We start from the raw sequence: 24,548 nt of genomic DNA, 5'->3' as shown, positions 1-24,548 counted from the left end.
GTGCGTTGTTCAGAGCGGAGGCTGGAGCCAGGCGGCATCAGCGGTCGAGAGGCGATGGATGATCACGGAGGTGACCGCGAGCAGCACCAGCGTCAGGCCCAGGGTGAGGGCGAGATGGCCGTGCAGGACGAGCTGGGCTCCGACGAGGGCGCCGAGGAACATGGCGAGCACGGAGAGGATCCGGCGGCCGGGGCGTGGCGCTTCGCCGCCGGCCGGGGTGGAGTCCGCTGCCAGGCCCGTCAGGGTCAGGGTCAGGACGGTCGTGGTGAGGTCGGGAACGCCCAGGCGCCGGGCGACCGCATTCTGCAGGCCCATGGCGAGTCCCAGGAAAACGATCAGGGTGTACTGGACGCCGGGGGTGACCCGGCCGTCCGATACGGCGGCGACCACCACGGTGACCGCGACCAGGATCGTCTGCACGGCCGTCGACGTGCGCAGCAGGTGCCCGCGGTGCAGGGCGAACCGCGTGCCGAGCCTGCCCCCTACGAGCGCGCCGAGGAGGAACGAGCCCATCGCGACGACGGACGCGAGCGCGGACAGGCTCTCGTCGCCCGCCAGGGCGAACCCGAGGAAGACCACGTTGCCGGTCATGTTGGCGACGAACACGTGCCCGAGCGCCAGATAGCTCACGGCGTCGACCAGCCCGGTGACCACCGTCAGGACCAGCATCAGGGGAGGCAGCGGGCCGTGACGTTCCTCTCCGCGCGGTACCAGGGTGCGGAACGCGTCACTCAGCAGCCTGCGCATACCTCGTCCCTTCCGTTGCGGTGGGTGGCCGGTGCAGCACCAGGCGGGTGAGCAGCCCGCTCGCCGGCCCCAGGAGGATCGCGGGGACGGTGACCCACACCGGCCAGGGATCGAGGCTCAGCGCCTGGTCCGCGGACCACCGTCCGGGCCCGGTGAGGGCCAGGCCGGCGGAGACGACGACAAGGACGAGGGGGTATTCGTAGCCGTCGTTCTGGACCCACAGCCCCTTGGGCCACTTCACGGTGCCCGCGACCGTCATCACGCCCATGGAGGCCATCGCCGCCAGGGGCGTGAGCAGGCCGACCGCCAGGAAGAGGCCGGAACCGATCTGACTGGCTCCCGCGACGAGGGCGGTCAGCCGGCCGCCGCGGAAGCCGTCGCGGCGGAACTCCTCGGTCCCGCCCGCCAATCCGTTGCCTCCGAGGAGGTGACTCACCTTCTGCACCCCGTGCCCGGCGATGAGCAACCCCACCACCAGCCGGAGGACCAGCAGTCCAGCGTCCATCGTGTTCCTGCCTGTTCCTGGCGTTCTTGTTCCGGCGCGGGGATCAGCCGGCGGCGTGGGCGCCGATGACGGCCTGCGCGTAGACCATCCCGAGGCCGTAGGCACCGCCGTGCTCCTTGACCACGTCGCCCACGGCGGCGTACGTCTCGGTACGGGCCCAGTCGCGCTGGAGCTCCAGGAGCACCTGCACCCAGGTCACCGGGACGGCCCCGCCCTGCACCATGCGCTGGATCGCGTGCTCGTGGGCCTGCGGGCTGACACCGCCGGACGCGTCGGTGACCACGTAGACCTCGTAGCCCTGGGCGATCGCGGACAGTGCGGGCAGGACGACGCAGACCTCGGTCCACAGGCCGGCGAGGACGAGCTTCTTGCGGCCGGTGGCCTTGACCGCCTCGACGAAGGCGAGGTCCTCCCACGCGTTCATCGTGCTGCGGTCGATGATCTTCTGCTCAGGGAAGACCTCGGCCAGCTGCGGCATGATCGGGCCGGAGAACGACTCGGCGGCCACGGTGCTCAGCACGACCGGCACGTCGAACACCTTCGCGGACTTCGCCAGGCCCACGGTGGAGTTGATGATGGCGGTGCGGTCGCCGCTGCCGGTGCCGAAGAACATCTGCGGCTGGTGGTCCACGAACAGCACCGCGCAGTTGTCCGGGGTGAGCAGGTCGGGGCTGGGGGCGGCGGTGACCTCGGAGATGTTGACCATGAGAGTGGAGCCTTTCTCGGTAAGCGGTGGCGCGGACTGCTGTCCGTGCCGTGCAAGGAACCGTCCGGGTCGGACGGAGCTGGTGGGTGTCCCGGAAGGTGAGGCCCAAGGGCCGGGCGGCTTCTGGGAGTTCAGAGGTCGAAGCAGGGATCGAAGGGGGTGCTCGCGGCGTCCGGGGCGAGGCCGCGCGCCACGCGCCACTGGCGGTGCTGCTCCGACTCGGTGACGGCCTGGCCGAGCAACTCCGCCTGGCGGGCGCCGGCAAGAGCCGCCCGGCGGGACGCCTGGTAGCCGCCGAAGTGCGCCACCGGGCTCCAGGCCGGGCTGACGGGGGGAAGTTCCTCGTCGAGGCCCTCGTACTCGGCGGCGGCGTAGACGATCCGGCCGCCGGTCACCGTCAGCAGGGACTCGATGTGGGCGATGTCCGGCTCGGGCACGGCGAAGTAGTCCTCGGACAGGACCGCCAGGTCCGCGTAGCACCCCGGCCGCAGCACGCCCTTGACCTCTTCCTCGCCGGTCAGTGCGGCGCCGGCGCGCGTGAACATCGCCAGCGCGGTCTGCCGGTCGACGCGGTTTGCCGGCGGGCGCAGCGCCAGATCGCCGACCGAGCGACCGCTGATGAGCCAGTGCAAGGCGACCCAGGGGTTGTACGTGGAGACCCGGGTGGCATCGGTGCCGGCGCCCACGGTCAGCCCGCGGTCCAGCATGGCCCGGATCGGCGGGGCGTCCGCGGCGGCGCCGGGGCCATAGCGCCGTACGAACGCCTCGCCCTGGAAGGACAGCCGGTTCTGCACGGACATCGCCCCGCCGAGCGCGGCGATACGGTCGAGGCTGTCCGCCGAGACGGTCTCCGCGTGGTCGAACAGCCACCGGTTTCCGGCCGGGAAAAGCCCTTCCGCGGCGAGCTTCTCGAACACCGCGAGATCACGACGGATGGTCTCGTCGTACGTGGCGTGCAGCCGGAATCCCCACCCGTTCTCCATGAGCAGGCGCACCGCCTTCTCGAACTCCGCCTCGTATTCCGGGGCGAGTTCCGGACGCGGCTGGGTGAAGTTCTCGAAATCGGCCGCCGCCCAGGTGAGATTCTCACCCGCGCCGTTCAGCCGCAGCCATTCGTCCCCGTCCTCGGGGCGGGCCATCTCGATCCAGCGGGCGAGATCGGCGATCTCCTGACCGGGAGTCTGCGGGAAAAGATGGTAGGCGATACGCAACGACAGCTGTCCGGCCTTGGCCAGTTCGATGACGGTGGCGTAGTTGTCGGGGAAGTTCTGGAAACCGCCTGCGGCGTCGATCGCCGAGGTCAGGCCGAACCTGTTCAACTCCCGCAGGAAATGGCGGGTGGAGGTCTTCTTGTCCTCGCCCTCCAAGACCGGCGCCTTGGCCAGGGTCGAATAGAGAATGAGGGCGCTGGGAGCGGCCAGCAGCATGCCGGTCGGTTCCCCGTCCCGGCCCCGCACGATCTGGCCGCCCTTGGGGTCGGGTGTGTCCCTGGTGAAACCCGCGGCCTTGAGCGCCGCCCGGTTCAGCACGGCCGACTGGTACAGGTGCAGGACGAACACCGGAGTGTCAGGGGCGGCGGCGTTCAGTTCGGCGACGGTCGGCAGCCGCCGTTCGGCGAACTGCTCGGCCGACCAGCCCCCTACCACCCGCACCCACTGGCCCTTCGGGGTACGAGCGGCCTGCTCACGCAGCATCGCCAGGCCCTGGCGCAGGCTGCGCACGCCGTCCCAGCGCAGTTCGAGTACGTAGTTGAGGCCCCCGCGGATCACGTGCAGGTGGGCGTCGTTGAGGCCGGGGATCACCCGTCGCCCGAGCGCGTCGACCACCTTCGTGCCTGCGCCGACGTGGGGAGCCACGTCCTTGTCGTCACCGACGACCGTGATCACGCCATCACGGATGGCGAGCGCTTCCGCATGCGGACGGCCCGGATCCCCGGTGTGGATCTTCGCGTTGCGGACGACGAGGTCCGCGGCGTCGTCGATGGCGTGCGGAACCAGCCCGCCGACGGGCATTGTTGACATCTCTGGAAAACCCCCTCTGGGAAAACGAATTCGATCCAAGTCATGGGCCGGTAGCGGGCGGACCTTGGCGATTCAGTCACGCTCGGATACCCAATTACTCAAATCGAATCGAGTGAATTCCACCGACACTAGTCGTGCCCTGAGTACGAGGGCAGGCCCTGTGCGTGAGGGGCCGCGGTTGCTTCGCCATCACGATAGACACGACGGACGCGCCCCCATGTCCCTCCAGTGCACAGGACTTTGCCTCACCGCGCACTGACTCATCTCTGCTCTGAATCGTCTGGCGGAGGCCCTGTGTAGCCGTGCACCGTAAGGACAGCAGTGGTGCGTCCGTGGGCAATTGCCGCGCGCTCGGCGGCTTTAGCGTGGCGGGAAGTGACTCCGGACGCTCTTCGCGGGCCGTAAATGCCGGAAGGACCGGCGTCCCATGAACACCCCGGGAGATTCATATGTCCGGTGCCGCAGAGCCGGTCCAGCCGGTGCTGGAACCCGCGGCAGCCGCCTTCGCGGAGGCCACAGCCAACCCGCCGTACCTGTTCGACCTGCCTCCGGCGGAGGGGCGGGAGGCCGTCGACGAGGTGCAGTCCGGCCCGGTCGAGAAGCCGGAGACCGACGAGGAGTGGATCACCGTCCCGGGCGGTCCGGCGGGCAGCGTGCGGGCCCGCATCGTCAAGCCCGCCGGCGCCGCGGACACCCTCCCGGTGATCCTCTACATCCACGGTGCGGGCTGGGTGTTCGGCAACGCCCACACCCATGACCGCCTGGTCCGGGAACTCGCCGTCGGCGCCGGCGCCGCCGTGGTCTTCCCCGAGTACGACCTCTCTCCCGAGGCCCGCTACCCCGTCGCCATCGAGCAGAACTACGCCGTCGCCCAGTGGGTCGTCCGGCAGGGTGCGAGCAAGGGGCTCGACGGCTCCCGGCTGGCCGTCGCCGGTGACTCCGTCGGCGGCAACATGACCGCCGCGCTGACCCTGATGGCCAAGGAGCGCGGTGACGTCCCGCTGGTGCAGCAGGTGCTGTTCTACCCGGTCACCGACGCGAGCTTCGACACCGGTTCGTACCACCAGTTCGCAGAAGGCTACTTCCTGCGCCGCGACGGCATGCAGTGGTTCTGGGACCAGTACACGACCGATGAGGCCGAGCGCGCGCAGATCACCGCCTCCCCGCTGCGCGCCACCACGGAGCAACTCACCGGCGTGCCCCCGGCCCTGGTCATCACCGGCGAGGCGGACGTGCTGCGGGACGAGGGCGAGGCGTACGCCAACAAGCTGCGCGAGGCGGGCGTCCCGGTCACCGCCGTGCGCTTCCAGGGCATCATCCACGACTTCGTGATGCTCAACGCCCTGCGCGAGGCCCACGCGGCCGAAGCCGCCATCACGATGGCCGCCGACACCCTGCGTACCGCCCTTCACGGCTCCTGACAGCGAGGAGACACGCCTCCATGACCATTTCCATTCCCACCGTCGTCCTCATCCACGGCGCGTTCGCCGACGCGGCCAGCTGGTCCGGGGTCATCGCCGAACTCCAGAGCCACGGCATCCCCGCGAGGCCCGGCACCGCGGGGATCCGGGGCCGGTGCCGGTGGCCAGGACCACACCCTGTCGGGCCTGGAACGTACGCTCGCCAACCGTCACCTGGCGAGGCCCGGTGAGCCGCCTCCTTCCGCGTACGAGTCGCCCGCCCTTCGCCGCGAGACGTTCGGCGGCCACCTGGTCGTCCCAGTCGTCGGTGGCCTCGCCCCGGATACGTCCGGCAACGCGGCTCCAGTCGGGAGTCACCTTCACTTCACCGGCAAGGAAGGGCACGCGGCCTGCCTCGGCGAGCAGGTTCCCGGCCCGGATCATCAACTTGCTGGGCACGCATCCCCAGTACGTGCATTCGCCCCCGACCAGCTCCGCCTCGATCCCCACCACATCCAGCCCGGCTTCTGCCAGCGCCCCCGCGACGTACTCGCCTCCAGGTCCCAGGCCAAGGACGACCACGTCGTCCTGCTCGCTCACACTCATGCCTCTCCTTGGTGCTCGTCGGCTCCCGCCGTCCGCGAGAGGCTAGAGGCGGCGAGGCACCGGGCGGTGCCCGCCGGCGCACGGAGACTTGCTCGAGAACGAACACGGGGCACAGAGCCGTCGACCCGTGCGCTGCCGAGCACCTTCACATGCGCTCCTGGGCAACGAGTCCGCCGCGCGGGCACCTAGCGTCACCTGTGCAAACACAGAGCAGACCGCAGGAGGCGGATCATGACCATCAGCTCGCAGCACGTGAGCAGCCAGCCACGGCTGCATCAGAAGGGCGAGATCATCCAGGAGTTCGGGACCGTCAAGCAGTTCCCGCTCGGCCTGTCCTACGAAGCCCGTATGTACTCCTGCCAGCGGCTCAACAAGGTCCTGGCCGACACGCAGATCCTCTACGGCCTGTACAAGAAGCACCACTGGCTGATGCGCGGGGCGACCTTCTACCAGCTGCACCTGGTGCTGGACAAGCACGCGGGGGAACAGCTCGACCTCGTCGACGCCCTCGCCGAGCGGGTCCAGACCCTGGGCGGTGTCGCGGTGGGGGACCCCCGGCACGTCGCCGAGATCACCTCGATCCCGCGTCCTCCGGACGGTGTGGAGGAGGTGCCCGCCATGCTGTCCCGGTTGCTGGAGGCACACGAGACCATCTTGACCGAGGCCCACGACGCGGCGGCCCGCGTCGCGGAGTTGGGCGATGACGGCACCAACGACCTGCTGGTCTCACAGGTGATCAGGACCGGCGAACTCCAGGCGTGGTTCCTGGCCGAGCATCTGGTCGACACCCCCCTGGTCCGTGCCTGAACGGGTGTGAGCCGCCGGTGGTCGCGGCGGCGGCTCGGCGCGAGCAACACCGCGTCGTGCCGTTGAGCCCTAACCGGGCACCGGCCCCTCCTCGACCGCACCACGCACCAGGTTGCGGTGCCGCCGAACGAAGTTCGCCGAGCGTCTGGTGCCGCCCGTCGCAATGATCACACCCCGTCGCCCTGCAAGACGACTCACAGGAGAGTTCACCATGAGAAGTAGTCCCGAATCGCCCGCGGAGCGGACCGAGCCGGCAGGCAGGCATTTCGAACCGGACCTGCGGCCGATGACCCGTATAAATCTCCATCCCATCGCCTCCCCGATGCCGGTCGGCTTCTTCGCGGTGGCGATCGCCTCCGTCATCGTCGGAAGCCTGCAACTGGGCTTCTTGGGTGACGACGCCCATCGGGCGGTCTCTCTTACGATCCTCCCGGCCTTCATCCTGCAACTCATTGTCAGCATCCTGGCGTTCGGGGCACGAGACGTGCTCGCGGCGACGCTCATGGCGTGTTTCTCCGGAACCTGGCTGGCGAGTTCCCTGGTGCTGGCCCTCGATCCGCCGGCGGGCACTGAGGTGCTCGGCGTGCTCAACCTCGTGTTCGCCTTCTTCGCCCTGCTGATGGCCACCGTCGCGCACCGCAAACGCGCGATGTGGTTCGTTCTGATCGTGGCCGTGCCACGCTTCGCGGTGGCGTCGCTCTTCAACCTCACTGGTGCCGCCTGGCTCGGCTACGTGTCCGGGGCCCTGGGACTGCTCCTCGCGGGTGTGGCGATGTATGCCGCGTTCGCGCTCATGCTGGAGGACATGAGGGGCGAGGAGGTCCTGCCCGTCGGACGCAGGGGCCCGGCGCACGACGCCGTGGAAGGGGATCTGGCTGTGCAACTGCGCAACCTCGAACGCCAGGCGGGCGTACGGCGCACCTTGTGATCCGCCCAGCGGATGGACTGCGGGGACGCGATGGTCGACCGCCAACCCTCAACCGGGCAGGTTTTGGCCCACAAATCGGTCATGCTGTCCCGCGCGACGAGCATCTGGGCGGCCACCGTCAGTGCGAACGGCAGCCTGTCGCACAGCTCGGCGACCTCAGCCGCCACCGCCCGGTCACTGGCTGTCCGGTCGTCGCGTGCCCCGGAGGAGGTGCCGAGCACCGCCGACAGCAAGGCGACGGCGTCCTCCGGCGGCAGCGGGCCGAGTCCGAGATGCCGTGGCGCGGGCTCCAGGCCGGTCAGCTTGACGCAGCTGGTGACGACGAGGCGGCCAGGGGACGGCGGGACGAGCCGGGCGATCTGGTCGGCATGGGTGGCGCCGTCCACGACCACCAGGACCCTCCGACGGCCGAGCCGGGCCAGGTAGCGGGCCCGCGCTTCGTCCGGCTCACGGAATGGCGGAGACGGCGGGTCCTCCGGGTCCAGCATGCGCAGTACCTGGTTCAGAGCATGCAGAGAGTCGTAGCGCTCGGTCGGCTGGTTGCCGACCGTCACCTGTATCTCGCCGTCGAACCAGCCGGCCTGTCGTGCTTCCTGGGCCACTGCGTACGCCAGGTGGCTCTTCCCTGCCCCGGCCGGACCGTGGATGACCAGCGGGCCCCGCACGCCGGCTTCGGGCGCCCAGTCCAGCGCCTGCCGCACCTCGTACCGGCACCGCCCGCCGGTGGGAACCCCGCCGCCTGCGACTGCGGCTGTTCTCCGCCGCTGCCCAGCTCATCACCACCGGCCGCCGCCGCATCCTCCGCCTGGCACAGCACTGGCCCTGGACCGACGTGATCACCAAAGCCCTCGCCCGGCTCGATGCCCTCCCAAACCCTGGCTGACCAGCAGCGTCCTATCCCTACGAGCAATACCACCCCGGAGCCGTGGAACCCGGCGCCCATCCGACGCGACGCCGGGCCACCAACCTGCCCACAAGCAGAAATCTCCACTCCGAACGAGTAAAAAGGGTCCCTCAGCAATGCACCGGCCTCCCTCCGCACCGTCACGAAGGGGTGGTTAACCACGAGTGCCCCAACTGCTTTCTTAACCGAGTCAGGGATGCTGCGGTTTCGACTCGTCTGGCGAATAACGAGAAGAGGAACCAAAATCCCTTCTTCGCCCATCATTTCAACAAGACGATCCTCCGCACTCTCTCCGAATTCCGATGAATCCACGGCAAAGACAGAGAGGGCCCTGGCTGCATGGCCTCGCACTGCAGGCTCTGAATCATGGCTGAATTGCATGGCTTGCACGAGCAGCCATGGACTGGCAACCGACGAGGAAAGTGTGGCTACCGTACGCGACGCCTCCTCGCGCGACTCCGCATCTCCACTCCCGGACATTCGAGAGAGTAGAGAGAAGGTCTCGGGCTCGCCAATGATCCGTCTAGATGCCAGGAAGCGCAATGCTGCAGGGGACGGGATTGCCGCATCGCTTTCGAACGGTCCACCAGGTGCGTGAAGCAAAACCTGAGATTTGAGACGGAAAACGTCTGCTACCCCGGGTGGAAATTCGGTCGGTAAATAGGCCAACCGGCAGTGAGAAATTCGGAGAGTGGGCGCCACAATTCCCTGGCATCGGCATGGATAATGAGGGCTGCAGCGATATCTGCCGGATCTGGCGAACGGAACGAAGATACTCCACTGGAAGCTTCAGGCCGGATGTGTGCTAGCGACCGCACCACAATTTCGACCTAAGTGGAAATTTCCACAGCGTTCAAAGGAGTACCGCTCATCGCAGCATTTACACGATTAGCTACACCCTCTAGATCTTCGGGTGCTGTCTGTCCTGGCAGCGTATGGCTGCTCGTCAAGGCTTCGAAAACACTGCGGCTTGCGGTCATGCGCGAGGTGTCAGACTGGAAGAAATCATTCCAACGCGATTTCGTTCCTGGTGAGACGTTCCCCCAGTTCAGATTCCGCAAGGAGCGACCAATCGCTTTGTCCCACAGTTCGTCGCCTTCCCGCTCCTCCTGCTTCAATGGCTCGACAGGTCAGCGACAGAGCGTTCTGAGCATCCCCTTGCGTCATCAAGTCCGAACGCCGGCAAGGGTGCGTCGCCGCGCTCGCACGCACGGCGGCGGTGGAACTCGGTCCCGAGGCGATCCGAGTTCAGGTGGCTCTGTTCCTCCTGTCCGACCGGGCCTCGTGCGTCACCGGTCAGTCGGTCATGGTGGACGGCGGACAGAGCGTCAACTGAGTGTCGGTGTCCCGTGTCCTGTTCGAACAGGGCACACGGCGCTTCATGTTGGACTTCCCATTCCCCTGCGACCCGCAAGCACCGTGTGCGATGTCACGCCGGGTGTTCCCGCTTCCATATCGCTCTGGTGACGGCGGCCGGGCGTGGCAGCAAGTGCCCGTCGAGGTAGAGGTCTACGCGCTCGTTGTAGAAGGCGACCAGGCCGGCGATCGGCGTTGCCTGCCGGGTCGGGAAGTCGTACGCCCAGGCGAGGTCGGGGTAGGTGGCCGTGTCAGTTCGGACAGGCCAGTAACCGCTGGTCCTGCCCTTGTAGGGGCAGCTGGTGACGGTGTCGGTGGGCTGCATGCGCGTCCAGTCGATATGTACGCGGTCGAGGTAGTAGCGCGTGGGGAGGCCTGTCTCCAGGACCATCACCGAGGAGGGCGCGTCTGCCGGCACAGCTCCGTCGAGCATGACGCGGACACTGCGGCCCCAGGGGCTGTGCATCGGCCGCGTCACTACCAGGCGATCACGGGGGCGGCCGTACGGCATCTTGTGGCTTCGAGGCTCTCCCGTCCGCTCCCCGGCGTCATCAGGAATGGATGAGACAGCTGCGGGTAGAGGGCAAACTATGACGAAGTTGGGCCTTCCGGACAGAGTGACGGCATGCCTGTTCGATCTCGACGGCGTGCTGACAGAGACCGCCGTCGTGCATGCCGCCGCATGGAAGGAAACCTTCGACGACTTCCTGCGGCGGCGGGAGGGGCCCGCCTTCCGTCCTTTCGACGCGACGGACTACGAGCAGTACGTCGACGGACGGCCGCGCGTCGACGGGGTGCGGGTCTTCCTGGCATCACGCGGTATCGAGCTGCCGGAGGGAAAGGGCGATGATCCGCCGGAGTCGGACACCGTGCGCGGGCTCGGCAACCGTAAGAACGCCCTCTTTCTGGAGAAGATCCGCACCCAGGGTGTCGAGCCGTATGCCGGGTCCGTGCGCTATGTCGATGCCGTACGGGCAGCCGGGCTCAGTACGGCCGTCGTCTCCTCCAGCGCCAACTGCCGCGAGATCCTGATCTCAGCGGGCATGGAAGACCGCTTCGACGTGCGGATCGACGGCCTGGTCGCTGCCGAGCGCAGACTCTCCGGCAAGCCACACCCGGACACCTTTCTCGAAGCCGCGCACGACCTGGGCGCCGAACCTCAGGCGGCGGCCGTGTTCGAAGACGCCCTGGCTGGTATGGACGCGGGACGGGCCGGTGGTTTCGGGGCCGTGGTGGGCGTCGACCGCGTCGGCCAGGCGGACGCGCTGCGGCGGCACGGTGCCGACATCGTGGTGTCCGACCTCGCCGAACTGCTGGAGAGTCCGACGTGATCAGCCATACCGCCTACGCCGTCGAGCCGTGGTGTCTGCGCGAGACCGAGCTCAACCTGGACGTTCTCGCACAGAGTGAATCCGTCTTCTCCCTGTCCAACGGGCACGTCGGCTGGCGCGGCAACCTCGACGAGGGCGAGCCGCACGCCCTGCCCGGCAGCTACCTCAACGGCGTGCACGAGCAACATCCGCTGCCGTACGCGGAAGCCGGCTACGGATTCCCGGAATCCGGCCAGACGGTGATCAACGTGACCAACGGCAAGCTCATCCGGCTGCTCGTCGACGACGAACCGTTCGACCTGCGCTACGGGCGGTTGCGTTCCCATGAGCGCGTGCTCGACCTGCGTAGCGGACTGCTCCACCGCGTCTGCGAGTGGACGTCGCCGGTCGGTAGGACGGTACGCGTGCGCTCCACCAGACTGGTCTCCTTCACCCAGCGGGCCATCGCCGCCGTCGCCTACGAAGTGGAACCGGTGGACGCCCGGACGAACGTCGTCGTCCAGTCGGAAATCGTCGCCAACGAGCAACTGCCCGCGTTCGCCGGCGATCCTCGGGCCGGCGCCGCTCTGAAGTCGTGTCTTCGGCCCGAGGAGCACTTTGCGATCGACATGCGCCTGTGCCTGGTTCACTCCACGGCACGCAGCAGTCAGCGTGTCGCAGCCGCGGCCGACCACGTGGTGCAGGGCCCCGAATCCGTCCGGACCACCAGTGAGAGTACGGATGATGTGGGCCGTGTCACCGTCACTGCGGTCCTCGACCCCGGCGAGAGTCTTCGCATCGAGAAGTTCGTCGCCTACGGCTGGTCCGGGATCCGCTCGTTGCCGGCCGTCCGGGACCAGGTGGAGGCCGCACTCGCCGGTGCCCGCAGCACCGGCTGGCAGGGCCTGGTCGACCAGCAGCGAGAGTACCTCGACGGCTTCTGGCGGCATGCCGACATCGAGGTCGACGGCGACGCGGAAATCCAGCAAGCCGTCCGCTTCGCCATCTTCCACGTACTGCAGGCCGGCAACCGGGCCGAGCAGCGGGCGATTCCGGCCAAAGGCCTTACCGGCTCCGGATACGACGGACACTCTTTCTGGGACACCGAGACGTTCGTTCTGCCGCTGCTCACGTACACCTCGCCGAACTGCGTCGCCGAGGCCTTGCACTGGCGACAGGACACCCTGCCGACGGCGCGTGCCCGCGCCCGCCAACTCGGACTGCGGGGTGCGGCCTTCCCATGGCGGACGATCAACGGAGCGGAATGCTCCGGGTACTGGCCGGCCGGCACCGCTGCCTTCCACATCAACGCCGACATCGCCGCCGCCGTGGTGCGCTACGTCTCGGCCACCGGCGACACCGACTTCGAGCGCGAGGCTGGTGTGGAACTGCTCGTGGAGACGGCCCGGTTGTGGCACTCCCTCGGTCATCACGACTCCGGTGGCCGCTTCCACATCGACGGCGTCACCGGCCCCGACGAGTACAGCGCACTCGCGAACGACAACACCTACACCAACCTCATGGCCCGGGCGAATCTGCAGGCCGCCGTCGACGCCGCCGAGCGCCACCCGGCGCAGGCCGCAGCGCTGGGCGTCGACGAGGAAGAGACCGCCGACTGGCGTGATGCGGCGAAGGCGATGGCCGTGCCGTACAACCGTGCGCTGGGCGTCCACGAGCAGTCGGCCGGCTACACCGCTCTCGGCGTGTGGGACTTCGCGGGCACGCCGACGGAGCAGTATCCCCTGATGCTGCACTTCCCGTACTTCGACCTGTACCGGAAACAGGTGGTCAAGCAAGCGGACCTGGTGCTGTCGATGTTCCTGTGCGGTGATGCCTTCGAAGACGACCAGAAGGCGCGGAACTTCGCCTACTACGAACCGCTGACCGTCCGGGACTCCTCGCTGTCCGCCTGTGTCCAGTGCGTCATGGCCGCCGAAGTGGGCCACCTGCGGCTGGCTTACGACTACCTGGGCGAGGCCGCGCTGATCGACCTGGCAGACCTGCAGAAGAACACCCGCGACGGACTGCACATCGCCTCTCTCGCAGGCACCTGGATAGGACTGGTGGCCGGCTTCGGCGGTATGCGCGACCACGGAGACATCCTGCACTTCGCTCCCAGACTGCCCGAAAAGCTCAGCCGGCTGGCCTTCTCGGTGCTGTTCCGGCAGCGTTGCCTGCGGGTCGACGTCACGGGCTCACAGGTCACCTATGCACTGCTGGAAGGGGAACCCCTCCAGGTCAGCCACTGCGGCGAGGTGATCACCCTCACCAAAGAGGGACCGCAGACCCGCCCCGTCGAGAAGCCCACCGCCCTGCCCGAGCCCACCCAACCGCCGGGCCGGCGACCTCCACCACGCCGCTGAGCTTCGTGGTGCCGACGAAGGTGAATCCGCGGCGTTCGAGGTCCTTGCTGATGTGAGCCGCGTGGCGGACGGCCCCCTGGTCTCGGTGCGGGGAGTACGCCCGCCCGAGCTCTCGTACAGCGGTCCCGCGGAGTCGTTGCTGCCGCCGCCCGCACCCGAGTTCCTCACCTCCCTGCCGGGCGCGGTCGGCGCGACCGGCGACGCCTCGTCACCCAGGCCACGGCGGCCGTGACGGCGACGGTGAGTGCGAGGGTCATGGACCACGAGACCCAGTAGTCCCGCGGCAGAACCGTCGGATTCGCCGGGCGCCCCGGGCGCAGGAGCAGCGGTAGGGCCATGAGGGTCAGGCAGCCGCCGGTCAGGAGGGCGCCGCGCAGGATCGGGCGCAGGCGCCGGGCGCGGCTGATGAGCAGGCCCAGGACGAGGACCGTCGGCACCAGGAGTCCGTCGTGCAGTACCACCGCGCCGCCCAGCCACAGTGCCGGCTCCCTGGCGTCCGACAGGTCGGGGTGGGTCCGTACGACGAACTGCTGGATGCCGAAGCCGATGGCGGCCAGGCCGGGTACCGCGAGCAGCAACCGCACCACGGTCGTCGACGTCATGCGAGCACCTCCAGCCGCGTGACCCATTTGGTCTGCAGTACGCCGGGCCGGTTGGGCGCGATGATGCGGGCCGGGTAGCCGTGGTCCGGCGTCAGGGTCTCGCCGTTGAGGCGAAGGGCGAGCAGGGTCAGGTCGTCGCGGGTGTAGGGGTGGTCCATCTCGGTCACGCCGTAGCCGCCGCGGCGTTGCAGGGAGACGATCCTCAGGCGGGCGCCGTCGGGGAGGCCGGCCAGGGCCAGGAGGTCCTTGATGCGTACGCCCTCCCAGTGTGCGGACTTGGACCATCCCTCGACGCAGGCGATGGGCAGTTCGACGCGGTGCTGGGGCATCGCGCGCAGTTCGTCCAGCGTCAGGTCGTACGGCTTGGGTCCTTCCACGTGGAGTCGCCAGGCGAGTACCGCTTCCTCGGTGATGCCCGCGGCCCTCGCGGTCCGGTTGACCGGCAGTCCCTGGGGGCCTACGTCCGGATCTCTCGGGGCGAGCAGGGCCAGGTCCTTCAGCGGGGTCACGGACTGGCCGGCGGTGAAGAGGGTGACCGCGCCGACCGCGGTGCCCAGGCCGAGCAGCAGGGAACGTCGGTCGATCCCGTCCGCGAGGTCCTGCTCCCGCAACTCGGTCGGTCTACGGCGCCAGTTCGCCAGGACGACCGGGGCCTTCACCGCCAGGTGCAGCAGCAGGGAGCCGATGATGACCCAGGCCAGGGCCCAGTGCACCTGGCGGAAGGAGAACGGCCACACGTACCACTGGACCGTGTTGAGCAGGCCCATGAACAGTTCGAGCAGCGTGGCAGCGACCAGGACGGCGATGGACAGGCGCTCCAGTGCGTGGGTCACCGAGCGGACGGGTGGCCAGGCGAACAGGCGGGGGTAGACCGTCCACAGCTTCACCAGGAGGAGTGGTACCGCGGCTGTTCCGCTGATCACGTGCAGGCCCTGGGTGACGCGGTAACCCGAGACCGGGCGGGTGGGCAGGTGTGCCGACAGCCAGGCGGGCGGTTCCTGGAGGTAGTGGCTGACCACACCGGTCACGAAGCAGACGAGGACGGCCACTCCGAGGAGGCGGCCCACCACGGTGGCCGTGCGCGGATCGTGCAGCCTGCCTCGAAAACGGGGGAGGAGGGCGGGGAGGTCCATGACGCCATTGCACGCGTCCCGCGCCGCTCATCGGAACCGATTCCGTCTTACGGAACTCTGACGCCGCCGCGCTCAACGCTCAGGAGACCGGCCCACTCCCCCCCCCCGACCGCCGCCGAACCTGTCCGCGGCTTCGGCGAAATACTCACCAGCCGCCTCGGCACCACGCTCCCCGCGTGGATCAACGGCCCAATACTCTGAGTCCCGTCCGCACTATCTGGGAGAGTCATGACAAGCAGGTTCACGGAGTTGGTCGTTGACTGCCACGATCCGGAGCGCCTCGCGGCTTTCTGGTGCGCGGCCTTGGACTTCAAGGTGATCGACCGGAGCGAGGGCAAGGTCGAGATCGGCTCCTGGGTGCCGACCGTCGAGGAGGTCCGGGCCCGCCAGATGCCGCCCACCCTGCTGTTCATCCAGGTGCCCGAGGGCAAGACCGTGAAGAACCGGCTCCATCTCGACGTCAGCCCGATCGACGGCAGCACCGAGGACGAGGTGACCAGACTGCTCGGCCTCGGCGCCACCAAGACGGATGTGGGCCAAGGCCCAGACCGAAGCTGGGTGGTCATGGCCGACCCCGAGGGCAACGAGTTCGACGTCCTGCGCACCCTGGCACCGCAGAACTAGGCATGGCGGTCGCTTCTCGAGCGGCGCCCTTGCGGTGGCTATTCGTCGAACGACTCCTCGAACAGCGGGTCCTGGCCGCCTTCCGCCTCCCGCTGCGCCTGCCGTAGCCGCTGGTTGCGCCTGCCTACCGCCGTGGCCGTGCCCACCGCCGCCGCGCCGAGCGCCGCCGGGACCATCCAGCCGCGGTTAAGGATGTGCCCGAGGGCGTGGTCGAGGGAGAGCCGGCCGGGGCCCGCGACGGCGATGCCGGTCGCGGCCAGGCCGAGGATGGCGGGGTGCTCGAGGCCACCCTCCGTGCTGAAGAAGCCGCTCGGGGCGTGCACCGCGGACGCGCCCGCCATCCCTCCGGCCGCCGCCGCGCCCGCCGCCGGGGTGGCCAGGCCCAGCGCCAGCAGGGTGCCGCCGCCGAACTCCGCCAGTCCCGCCGCCATGGCGCTCGTCTTGCCGGGCTTGTAGCCGATGGACTCCATCCACTGGCTCGTCCCCTCGATCCCGCCCCCGCCGAACCAGCCGAACAGCTTCTGCGCGCCGTGCGCCGCCAGCACTCCGCCGGTGCCCAGCCGGAGCAGCAGCAGTCCCAGATCATGTCGGTCGTAGCAGGTCACGATGACTCCCGGAGCAGACAGCAGGAACAGTTCCCCACCCGGTTTCCCGAATTTCCCCGATCTCCCCGCTCCCACCGTCGCATCCCCGCCACCCGCCCGGCCCTCCCGGGCAGCCGTTCGGGTGGCGGCCCGTGCGGCGCGGTGTGAGTCTGCTGGCATGACGATTCAGCCAGCCAAGCTGAGTGACCCGGCCGTTCGCGCCTTCGTCACCGCTGTCAACGCCCATGACCGGGAGGGCTTCCTGACCCTCCTCGCACCCGGCGCGACCATGTCGGACGACGGTGCGGACCGCGACCTCGCCGACTGGATCGACCGGGAGATCTTCTTCTCCCACGGCCACATGGAGGTCGACAACGAGTCGAACGGCGGCCGCTCCCTCATCGCCCGCTACAGCAACGACACCTGGGGCGAGATGCGTACCCGGTGGAGCTTCGTCGTCGAGGACGACGGGAGGATCTCCCGTTTCGAGACCGGGCAGGCGTGAGCGCCCGTACGACGGCCGGAAGGCCTTGCGTTGAAGTGCGCTTCAACTCCTAGCCTCCCGAGGCATGGAGATCACCAGGACACTCGGACGCAGCGGCATCCAGGTCAGCGCCCTCGGCTTCGGCTGCTGGGCGATCGGGGGTGAGTGGCAGGACGCCGACGGGCAGCCGCTCGGCTGGGGCAGGGTCGACGACGAGGAGTCCGTACGGGCGATCCACCGCGCCCTCGACCTCGGTGTCACCTTCTTCGACACCGCCGACACCTACGGCACCGGCCACAGCGAACGCATCCTCGGGCGTGCCCTCGGCAAACGCCGGGACGATGTCGTCGTCGCCACCAAGTGGGGCAACGTCTTCGACGAGGGCACCCGCACCCTCACCGGTGCCGACGACTCCCCGCAGTACGTCCGCCACGCGCTGACCGCCTCGCTGAAGCGCCTGGACACCGACCATATCGACCTCTACCAGCTGCACCTGTCCGACGCCGATCCGGAGCGCGCCGCCGAACTGCGCGACATCTGTGAGGAGTTCGTGCGCGAGGGGCTCATCCGCGCCTACGCGTGGAGCACCGACGACCCGGCCCGCGCCGCCGTCTTCGCGCAAGGCGAGCACTGCGCGGCCGTACAGCACATGGCCAATGTCCTCCAGGACGCGCCGGACATGTTCGCGCTGTGCGAGGAACTGGAGCTGGCGAGCATCAACCGCAGCCCGCTGGCGATGGGTCTGCTGACCGGAAAGCGCAGGACCGGGCAGGCCCTGGAGGCCGGGGACATCCGCAGCCGGCCGCCTCAGTGGCTGAAGGGCTTCGAGGGCGGGTCCGGCGTCGACCCGGAGTGGCTCGCCCGCGTCGACGCGCTGAAGGACATCCTCACCAGCGACGGCCGTACGCTCGGTCAGGGCGCCCTCGCATGGCTGTGGGCCCGCAGCCCGCGCACCGTGCCGATCCCGGGGTTCCGTTCCGTCGCCCAGGCCGAGCAGAACGCGGGCGCGATGGCGAAGGGGCCGCTCACCGCCGAGCAGATGGCCGAGGTCGACCGGATCCTCGGCCGCTGAACACCGCCGTAGGACCTACACGGCAGCCGTTCCACGCACCGGTGCGTACCTCGCGGTCCCACGCGAGGTCCACCCCCACCCGGTGTCGTGGAACGACTGCCGTCTCCCCCCTCGGTGTGGCCTGCGGAAACCCGGCGCTCCAGATGTGAAGCTCTGGTGCAGGAGGACTTGAGCATAAGCCGCCCACCGGCCGCGATGCAGCGGAACTTCACATTCCGCTTGTGCAAGTTGTGGAGGTGCCGGGCGGCCGCCCGGGCCTCAGCCGCGTCCCACGTACGGCATCGCCGTCGCCAGCACCGTCGCGAACTGCACGTTCGCCTCCAACGGCAGCTCCGCCATGTGCCGCACCGTGCGCGCCACATCGGCGACGTCCATCACGGGCTCGGGCACCACGGAGCCGTCCGCCTGCAGCGCGCCCGTCTGCATCCGCTGCGTCATGTCGGTCGCCGCGTTGCCGATGTCGATCTGCCCCACCGCGATGCGGTACGGGCGCCCGTCCAGCGACAGGGATTTGGTGAGGCCGGTCAGCGCGTGCTTGGTGGCCGTGTAGGCGACCGAGTGCGGGCGGGGCGCGTGCGCCGAGATCGAGCCGTTGTTGATGATCCGGCCGCCCTGCGGGTCCTGCTCCTTCATCTGCCGGTACGCCGCCTGCGCGCACAGGAACGCCCCGTTGAGGTTGGTGTCCACCACGTGCCGCCAGGCCTCGTACGGCAGCTCCTCGACCGGGACCCCGCCCGGCCCGAACGTCCCCGCGTTGTTGAACAGCAGGTCCACCCGCCCGAACCGCTCGACGGTGGCGGTGAAGAGACCGGCCACGTCCCCAGGTTGTGACACGTCCGTGCGTACGACGAGAAAGGCCCCCTCGGGTACGAGTGCCGCCGTCTCCTCCAGGGCCTCCGGGCGGCGTCCCGCGAGCGCCACCGACCAGCCCGCGCGCATCAGCTCCACGGCGACCGCGCGGCCGATGCCGGAGCCGGCGCCGGTCACCACGGCGATCTTCGACTGCAGGGCAGTTTGCTTGGCGTTCATGGGCTCGCAGCGTAGGCGAGGGTCCGCCATGCGGAACTCATCCGCTCGCCATCCGAGTGTTGTGTACGTGCCAAGCGCGGGTCGTTCCCGGCCAGTCCAATGCCTCCTGCATCGAATCGACAGGTTCGTCAGGGGAGAGGACCGGATGACATCCGCAGCACGCCCGTCACAGCACGCCCCCGAATTCCGCGCGGCCGCCCGGCACATCGGCCGCCGTCGCTTTCTGACCGTCACCGGCGCGGCCGCCGCGCTCGCGTTCGCGGTGAACCTGCCCACCGCGGGCGTCGCCGGCGCCGCCGAACTCGACGCCGCGCGGATCACCGACGACCCGTTCACCCTCGGCGTCGCCTCCGGCGACCCGCTGCCCGACTCCGTGCTCCTGTGGACGCGGCTCGCCCCCTCCCCGTACGAGAGCGGCAGCGGACTGCCCGCCGAGCGCGTCGAGGTGCGCTGGGAGCTGGCCCTTGACGAGGGGTTCCGCCGGGTGGTCCGACGCGGCAAGGCCACCGCGCACCCCGAGTTCAACCACACCGTGCACGTCGAGGTCGACGACCTCGCGCCCGGCCGCGTCTACTACTACCGCTTCCGCGTGGGCAGTTGGGTCAGCGAGACCGGTCGTACCCGCACCGCGCCCGCCACCTCGCAGCGCACCTCGGGCCTGACCCTCGCCGCAGTGTCCTGCCAGGCGTACCACGACGGCTACTACACCGCGTACCAGCACCTCGCCCAGGACGACGTCGACGTCGTCTTCCACCTCGGCGACTACCTCTACGAGTACGCCGTCAACTCCGTCGGCGGAGCCCGCAACCACACCGACCGCGTGCTGCCCGACCTCTTCAACCGGGAGACCACGACCCTGGAGGACTACCGCCTGCGGTACGCCCTCTACAAGACCGACCCGGACCTGCGCGCCGCGCACGCCGCGCACCCCTTCGTCGTCACCTGGGACGACCACGAGACCGAGAACAACTACGCCGGTGACACCCCGGAGAACAGCGTCCCGCCGGAGGAGTTCCTGCTGCGCCGCGCCTCCGCGTACCGCGCGTACTGGGAGAACCAGCCGCTGCGCCGCCCGCAGCTGCCGGACGGCCCGGACATGCAGCTCTACCGCCGTCTGCAGTGGGGCCGGCTCGCCCAGTTCGACATCCTGGACACCCGCCAGTACCGCACCGACCAGGCCAACGGCGACGGCTGGAAGACCCCGACCGCCGAGTCCGAGGCCGCGTCGCAGACGCTGCCCGGCCTCACCCAGGAGCGGTGGCTGATCGACGGCTGGCGCCGCTCGCGCGCCCTGTGGAACGTGGTCCCGCAGCAGGTCACCTTCTCCCGCCGCAACCACCCCACCGCCGGCAACACCACGCGCTCCATGGACTCCTGGGACGGCTACCCGGCCTCCCGTGAGCGCCTGCTCAAGGGCGCGGACGCGGCCCGCGTGGAGAACCTCATGGTGCTCACCGGTGACGTCCACGTCTCCTACGCGATGGACATCAAGCGGGACTTCGACGACCCGGACTCGCACACGGTCGGCACCGAGATCGTCACCACGTCGATCACCAGCGGCAAGGACGGTTCGGCGCAGCCGTCGAACTGGGCGGGCTACCTTGCGCGCAACCCGCACATGAAGCACTACAACGGTCAGCGCGGTTACGTGACCGTCGACCTCGGCGAGGACTCGGCCCGGGCCGACTTCAAGACGGTGCCGTACGTGACCACGCCCGGGGCGCCGGTCACGACGGCCGCGTCCTTCGTCACGGAGGCGGGGAAGCCGGGGCTCAGGCAGGTGTGAGCTGCGGCTCGTCCGCCTGGTCGGGATGCTCGCCGGGGTAGCGGACGCCGATGCGGTCACGGATCGCGTCGAGCGTCCGCATCACGGCGAGCGTGCCGTCGAGCGGGACGAGGGGGGACTCGGTCTCGCCGGCGCGCAGGGCCCGCATCACCTCGCGGGCCTCGTGCTTGAGGCTGTTGTGGGGGTCGGCGGCCGGGTCGTGGCCGAACTCCTCGGGGTCGCGGCCGTCGCGGTGCAGGACGAAACGGTCGGGGTTGAAGAAGCCGTTCGGGATGTCGATCCGGCCGTGCGAGCCGGTGACCGAGGCGGCGACGGGCGTACCGCCGACGATGGAGCAGTGCACCGAAGCGAGAGCGCCGCTCTCCCAGGAGAGCAGTGCTCCCGTCTGGAGATCAACGCCCTCGTCGGAGAGCACCGCTCTCGCCGTGATGTCCGACGGCTCGCCCAGCAGCAGATGCGCGAAGGAGACCGGGTAGACGCCGAGGTCCAGCAGCGCGCCCCCGCCCTGCTGCGGATCCCGCAGCCGGTGCGCCGGCGGGAAGGGGCCCGCCAGCCCGAAGTCCGCCTGAACACTGCGCACTTCGCCGATCGCCCCGTCGTCCACCAGCGCCTTCAGCCGCCGCACCAGCGGATTGCAGTACATCCACATCGCTTCCATCAGGAAGCTCCCGCGCTCCCGCGCCAGCGCGACCAGTTCCTCCGCCTCGCGCACGTTCAGCGTGAACGCCTTCTCGCACAGCACGTTCCGCCCCGCCGCCAGGCACAGACCCGCGGCCTCCCGGTGCGCCGCGTGCGGAGTGGCGACGTACACGACATCGACGCCCTCGTCCCGCGCCAGCAACTCCCAGTCGCCGTACGCCCGGGGGATCCCGAACCGCTCCGCGAACGCCTTCGCCGAGTCTGAAGTCCGCGAGGCCACCGCCACCACCTCCGCGTCCGGCAGATCCACCAGATCCGCCGTGAACGCCGCCGCGATCCCGCCCGTCGCCAGGATCCCCCACCGCACGCTGTCCGCCGTCATGCCTGCCCCGCCCTCGTTCTCGTTCGATCTTGTTCGTTCTCGTTCGATGTCACCTGGCACTGTGTTCGAACTGAGAGCATAGGGGCGGACTGCTGCAGGGAAGAGGGAGGGGCACATGGCCGAAGGCGGGGCACCGATACCGGATCTTTCACAGGCGGCCGCACCGACGATGCGGCCGCCCGTTCGTGCACTGCGCCGCACCGGACTGCTCGTCACGCTCATCCTCGGCGGGCTCACCGCCGTCCCGCCGCTGTCCATGGACATGTACCTCCCCGCGATGCCGGAGGTCACCGAGTCCCTGTACGCGCCCGCCGCGACCGTGCAGCTCACGCTCACCGCCTGCCTGGCCGGCATGGCGCTCGGACAGCTGGTCGTCGGCCCGATGAGCGACCGGTGGGGCCGCCGGCGGCCGCTGCTGACCGGACTCGCCGTGTACATCGTCGCCACCGTCCTGTGCGCGGTGGCACCCACCGTCGAGTCCCTGGTCGCCTTCCGGCTGGTGCAGGGCCTCGCCGGTGCGGCCGGAATCGTGATCGCACGGGCGGTCGTACGCGACCTGTACGACGGCGTGGCCATGGCCCGCTTCTTCTCCACCCTCATGCTGATCTCCGGGGTCGCCCCGATCGTCGCGCCGCTCATCGGCGGGCAGATCCTGCGGGTGACGGACTGGCGGGGCGTGTTCGTGGTCCTCACGGCCGTCGGGGTGCTGCTCGCCGGGGTCGTCTGGTTCCGGCTCCCGGAGACCCTCCCGCCCGCCGAACGCCACCGCGGCGGCATCGGCGAGGCCCTGCACTCGATGCGCCGGCTCCTCGCCGACCTGCCCTTCACCGGCTACATGCTCGCCGGCGGCTTCGCCTTCGCCGCGCTGTTCGCCTATGTCTCCGCGTCGCCGTTCGTGATCCAGGAGATCCACGGCGCCTCCCCGCAGACCTTCAGCCTGCTGTTCGGCCTGAACTCCATCGGCCTCGTCGCCGCCGGGCAGATCAACGGCAAGGTGCTGGTCGGCCGGGTCCGCCTCGACCGGGTCCTCGCCCTCGGGCTGACGGTCGTCGTCCTGGCCGCGACCTCGCTGCTGCTGATGTCGCTGGGTGTCTTCGGCGAGGCGGGGCTCGTCCCGGTCTCCGGCGCGCTGTTCGTCCTGATGACCGCGATGGGTTTCACCCTGCCCAACGCGCAGACGCTCGCCCTCCTGCGCACCAGGCACTCCGCCGGCTCGGCGTCCGCCCTGCTCGGTACGTCCTCCTTCCTCATCGGCGCCGTCGCCTCCCCGCTCGCCGGGATCGGGGGCGAGCACACCGCCGTCCCCATGGCCGTCGTCCAACTGGCCGCAGCCCTGGTGGCGGTGGCCTGCTTCGTGGGACTGTGCCGACCTTGGAACGCGGGTACGGGCGTGGAGGGAGCGGGGAACTGAGTGCGCCGAGGCTGCGGAGCGGCACACCGGAACGGGCCGGACTCGACCCCGGCGAACTCCGTCTCCTCGTCCGCGACGTCCAGGACCTGACGACCGGTGAGCGCCCGTGGGCGGCGGGTGCCGTCGTCGTCGCCGGGCGCGGGCCGGTGCTCGCGGTGGAGGAGGCGGCGGGTCACGCCGTGCGGTACGCGGCGTACGACCCGGAGACGGACGCGGGGGTCGAACTGCCGGCCGCGGACCGGGTGCCGACGACCGTGGACACGCCCTTCGACCTCGCCTCGCTCACCAAGCTGTTCACCGCCGTCGCCGCGGTCCAGCAGATCGAACGCGGCACGCTCGGCATCGACGCGCGCGTGGGCGACTACCTGCCGGACTTCCGCGCCGCCGCCCGGCACGGCGTCACCGTACGGCAGCTGCTCACCCACACCTCCGGGCTGCGGCCCGAACTCCCGCTGTACGACTGCCCGGACGACACCGGACGGCAGGCGCTGCTGCGCGCGGAGCCGCCGACGGGGAAGCCCGGCGTGTACCGCTACTCCGACCTGAACATGCTGCTGCTCCAGTACGTCCTGGAACGCATCACCGGCCATCCCCTGGACGTCCTCGTACGCGACGGGATCACCCGCCCGCTGGGGATGTCGTCGACAGGCTTCGGCCCGTGCCCGGGTGCGGCGGCGACCGAGGACCAGCGCCGGCCGTGGGCGAAGGCCGACCGGGGAATGCTGCGGGGGGTCGTCCACGACGAGAACGCGTGGGCGCTGGGCGGGGTGGCCGGTCACGCGGGACTGTTCGCCACGGGGCGGGACCTGGCGGTGTTCTGCCGGGCGCTGCTGGCGGGGGGTTCGTACGGGCCGGCGCGCATCCTGGGCCCGGATTTCGTGGAGCTGCTGCTGACGCCGCCCGGGCTGGGGTTCGTGCTGGACCAACCGTGGTTCATGGGGGAGCTGGCGGGGCGGGGAGCGGCCGGGCACACCGGTTTCACGGGGACATCGCTGGTGCTGGACCGGGCGACGGACACGTTCCTGATCCTGCTCGCGAACACGGTCCACCCGTGCCGCCGCGCCCCGGACAGCCGACCGCGGGCAGCGGCGGGGACGCGGGTGGCTCGGGCGGTGCGGGCGGTGCGGGGGATGTGAGCGGCGCCCTCAG

Annotated in this window: 21 protein-coding genes and 5 pseudogenes; 14 read left to right on the top strand and 12 right to left on the bottom strand. The window is 69.6% G+C overall.

Going from position 1 to position 24,548, the window contains the following annotated elements; translation table 11 throughout:
• Window positions 1–9 precede the first annotated feature (9 nt).
• From ACFV7R_RS12550 to ACFV7R_RS12535, 4 genes are all read right to left on the bottom strand, one after another.
• Window positions 10–747 carry a YoaK family protein gene (locus ACFV7R_RS12550; RefSeq protein WP_385262968.1) on the bottom strand — a complete coding sequence of 246 codons (738 nt, stop codon included), beginning with the start codon at window positions 745–747 and terminating at the stop codon, window positions 10–12.
• Window positions 728–1,252: a DoxX family protein gene (locus tag ACFV7R_RS12545; protein ID WP_385262967.1), complete on the bottom strand. Its 525-nt coding sequence runs from the start codon at window positions 1,250–1,252 to the stop codon at window positions 728–730. The genes ACFV7R_RS12550 and ACFV7R_RS12545 overlap by 20 nt, the downstream gene beginning before the upstream one ends.
• 43 nt (window positions 1,253–1,295) lie before the next feature.
• Window positions 1,296–1,958, bottom strand: coding sequence for a hydrolase (locus ACFV7R_RS12540; RefSeq protein WP_385262965.1), 663 nt, complete (start codon window positions 1,956–1,958; stop codon window positions 1,296–1,298).
• A 131-nt stretch (window positions 1,959–2,089) separates the two neighbouring features.
• Window positions 2,090–3,979: an amidohydrolase gene (locus tag ACFV7R_RS12535; RefSeq protein ID WP_385262962.1), complete on the bottom strand. Its 1,890-nt coding sequence runs from the start codon at window positions 3,977–3,979 to the stop codon at window positions 2,090–2,092.
• Between the two features lie 449 nt (window positions 3,980–4,428).
• Here ACFV7R_RS12535 and ACFV7R_RS12530 point away from each other — a divergent pair, with 449 nt between their 5' ends.
• Complete coding sequence (locus ACFV7R_RS12530; protein WP_385262960.1) at window positions 4,429–5,400, top strand: alpha/beta hydrolase; 972 nt, start codon at window positions 4,429–4,431, stop codon at window positions 5,398–5,400.
• A 20-nt stretch (window positions 5,401–5,420) separates the two neighbouring features.
• A pseudogene (locus ACFV7R_RS12525) lies at window positions 5,421–5,552 on the top strand (alpha/beta hydrolase); the annotation flags it as partial.
• Here the strand turns inward: ACFV7R_RS12525 and ACFV7R_RS12520 are convergent.
• Window positions 5,491–5,985 carry an FAD-dependent oxidoreductase gene (locus tag ACFV7R_RS12520; RefSeq protein ID WP_385262958.1) on the bottom strand — a complete coding sequence of 165 codons (495 nt, stop codon included), beginning with the start codon at window positions 5,983–5,985 and terminating at the stop codon, window positions 5,491–5,493. The pseudogene ACFV7R_RS12525 and the gene ACFV7R_RS12520 sit on opposite strands and share 62 nt — an antisense overlap.
• A 231-nt stretch (window positions 5,986–6,216) precedes the next feature.
• Here ACFV7R_RS12520 and ACFV7R_RS12515 point away from each other — a divergent pair, with 231 nt between their 5' ends.
• Both ACFV7R_RS12515 and ACFV7R_RS12510 read left to right on the top strand, forming a co-directional pair.
• Window positions 6,217–6,792, top strand: a complete 576-nt coding sequence (locus tag ACFV7R_RS12515; RefSeq protein WP_385262955.1) for a Dps family protein — start codon at window positions 6,217–6,219, stop codon at window positions 6,790–6,792.
• 211 nt (window positions 6,793–7,003) lie between these two features.
• Window positions 7,004–7,720 (top strand): acetate uptake transporter family protein, encoded by a 717-nt coding sequence (locus ACFV7R_RS12510; protein ID WP_385262953.1) that lies wholly within the window; start codon window positions 7,004–7,006, stop codon window positions 7,718–7,720.
• A 74-nt stretch (window positions 7,721–7,794) separates the two neighbouring features.
• Here the strand turns inward: ACFV7R_RS12510 and ACFV7R_RS12505 are convergent.
• Window positions 7,795–8,385, bottom strand: a pseudogene (locus tag ACFV7R_RS12505) (NB-ARC domain-containing protein); the annotation flags it as partial.
• Between the two features lie 41 nt (window positions 8,386–8,426).
• Between ACFV7R_RS12505 and ACFV7R_RS12500 the strand changes: the two are divergent.
• Window positions 8,427–8,603, top strand: a pseudogene (locus ACFV7R_RS12500) (transposase); the annotation flags it as partial.
• A gap of 1,450 nt (window positions 8,604–10,053) precedes the next feature.
• Here ACFV7R_RS12500 and ACFV7R_RS12495 read toward each other — a convergent pair.
• Window positions 10,054–10,425 (bottom strand): annotated as a pseudogene (locus ACFV7R_RS12495) (DUF427 domain-containing protein); the annotation flags it as partial.
• A gap of 145 nt (window positions 10,426–10,570) precedes the next feature.
• On the opposite strand from ACFV7R_RS12495, the gene ACFV7R_RS12490 reads away from it, so the two are divergent.
• The 3 genes and pseudogenes from ACFV7R_RS12490 to ACFV7R_RS12480 form a co-directional block, all read left to right on the top strand.
• Window positions 10,571–11,311 carry an HAD family hydrolase gene (locus tag ACFV7R_RS12490; RefSeq protein ID WP_385262950.1) on the top strand — a complete coding sequence of 247 codons (741 nt, stop codon included), beginning with the start codon at window positions 10,571–10,573 and terminating at the stop codon, window positions 11,309–11,311.
• Window positions 11,308–13,653: a glycoside hydrolase family 65 protein gene (locus ACFV7R_RS12485; protein WP_385262948.1), complete on the top strand. Its 2,346-nt coding sequence runs from the start codon at window positions 11,308–11,310 to the stop codon at window positions 13,651–13,653. The genes ACFV7R_RS12490 and ACFV7R_RS12485 overlap by 4 nt, the downstream gene beginning before the upstream one ends.
• Window positions 13,654–13,696: 43 nt before the next feature.
• Window positions 13,697–13,798, top strand: a pseudogene (locus ACFV7R_RS12480) (transcriptional regulator); the annotation flags it as partial.
• Window positions 13,799–13,817: 19 nt separating this feature from the next.
• Here the strand turns inward: ACFV7R_RS12480 and ACFV7R_RS12475 are convergent.
• Window positions 13,818–14,255, bottom strand: coding sequence for a hypothetical protein (locus tag ACFV7R_RS12475; protein ID WP_385262946.1), 438 nt, complete (start codon window positions 14,253–14,255; stop codon window positions 13,818–13,820).
• Window positions 14,252–15,388, bottom strand: coding sequence for a molybdopterin-dependent oxidoreductase (locus tag ACFV7R_RS12470; protein ID WP_385262944.1), 1,137 nt, complete (start codon window positions 15,386–15,388; stop codon window positions 14,252–14,254). Before ACFV7R_RS12470 ends, ACFV7R_RS12475 begins: the two co-directional genes overlap by 4 nt.
• 228 nt (window positions 15,389–15,616) lie before the next feature.
• Here ACFV7R_RS12470 and ACFV7R_RS12465 point away from each other — a divergent pair, with 228 nt between their 5' ends.
• Complete coding sequence (locus tag ACFV7R_RS12465) at window positions 15,617–16,012, top strand: VOC family protein (RefSeq protein WP_385262942.1); 396 nt, start codon at window positions 15,617–15,619, stop codon at window positions 16,010–16,012.
• 38 nt (window positions 16,013–16,050) lie between these two features.
• Here ACFV7R_RS12465 and ACFV7R_RS12460 read toward each other — a convergent pair whose 3' ends face one another.
• Window positions 16,051–16,617, bottom strand: coding sequence for a DoxX family protein (locus tag ACFV7R_RS12460; RefSeq protein ID WP_385262940.1), 567 nt, complete (start codon window positions 16,615–16,617; stop codon window positions 16,051–16,053).
• A gap of 157 nt (window positions 16,618–16,774) precedes the next feature.
• Between ACFV7R_RS12460 and ACFV7R_RS12455 the strand changes: the two genes are divergently transcribed.
• Both ACFV7R_RS12455 and ACFV7R_RS12450 read left to right on the top strand, forming a co-directional pair.
• Entirely contained in the window at window positions 16,775–17,101 is a 327-nt protein-coding gene (locus ACFV7R_RS12455) for a nuclear transport factor 2 family protein (protein WP_129800783.1), read from the top strand.
• A gap of 64 nt (window positions 17,102–17,165) precedes the next feature.
• Window positions 17,166–18,152: an aldo/keto reductase gene (locus tag ACFV7R_RS12450; RefSeq protein ID WP_385262938.1), complete on the top strand. Its 987-nt coding sequence runs from the start codon at window positions 17,166–17,168 to the stop codon at window positions 18,150–18,152.
• Window positions 18,153–18,410: 258 nt separating this feature from the next.
• On the opposite strand, the gene ACFV7R_RS12445 is transcribed toward ACFV7R_RS12450, so the two are convergent.
• The gene (locus ACFV7R_RS12445; RefSeq protein WP_385262936.1) at window positions 18,411–19,181 is read right to left on the bottom strand and encodes an SDR family oxidoreductase; all 771 of its coding nucleotides are present in this window, start codon (window positions 19,179–19,181) and stop codon (window positions 18,411–18,413) included.
• A gap of 145 nt (window positions 19,182–19,326) precedes the next feature.
• Between ACFV7R_RS12445 and ACFV7R_RS12440 the strand changes: the two genes are divergently transcribed.
• Entirely contained in the window at window positions 19,327–20,967 is a 1,641-nt protein-coding gene (locus ACFV7R_RS12440) for an alkaline phosphatase D family protein (protein ID WP_385262933.1), read from the top strand.
• On the opposite strand, the gene ACFV7R_RS12435 is transcribed toward ACFV7R_RS12440, so the two are convergent.
• Window positions 20,954–21,988: a Gfo/Idh/MocA family protein gene (locus ACFV7R_RS12435; protein ID WP_385262931.1), complete on the bottom strand. Its 1,035-nt coding sequence runs from the start codon at window positions 21,986–21,988 to the stop codon at window positions 20,954–20,956. The two genes, ACFV7R_RS12440 and ACFV7R_RS12435, sit on opposite strands and share 14 nt — an antisense overlap.
• A 115-nt stretch (window positions 21,989–22,103) precedes the next feature.
• On the opposite strand from ACFV7R_RS12435, the gene ACFV7R_RS12430 reads away from it, so the two are divergent.
• Window positions 22,104–23,399 (top strand): multidrug effflux MFS transporter, encoded by a 1,296-nt coding sequence (locus ACFV7R_RS12430; RefSeq protein ID WP_385262930.1) that lies wholly within the window; start codon window positions 22,104–22,106, stop codon window positions 23,397–23,399.
• The gene (locus ACFV7R_RS12425) at window positions 23,351–24,535 is read left to right on the top strand and encodes a serine hydrolase domain-containing protein (RefSeq protein ID WP_385262928.1); all 1,185 of its coding nucleotides are present in this window, start codon (window positions 23,351–23,353) and stop codon (window positions 24,533–24,535) included. Before ACFV7R_RS12430 ends, ACFV7R_RS12425 begins: the two co-directional genes overlap by 49 nt.
• Window positions 24,536–24,548 lie beyond the last annotated feature (13 nt).

It is taken from the genome of Streptomyces sp. NPDC059866, assembly GCF_042731325.1.
In the GTDB taxonomy this organism is placed as follows: Bacteria; Actinomycetota; Actinomycetes; order Streptomycetales; family Streptomycetaceae; genus Streptomyces; species Streptomyces flavusporus.
This window is presented reverse-complemented; position numbering and strand designations above follow the sequence as displayed.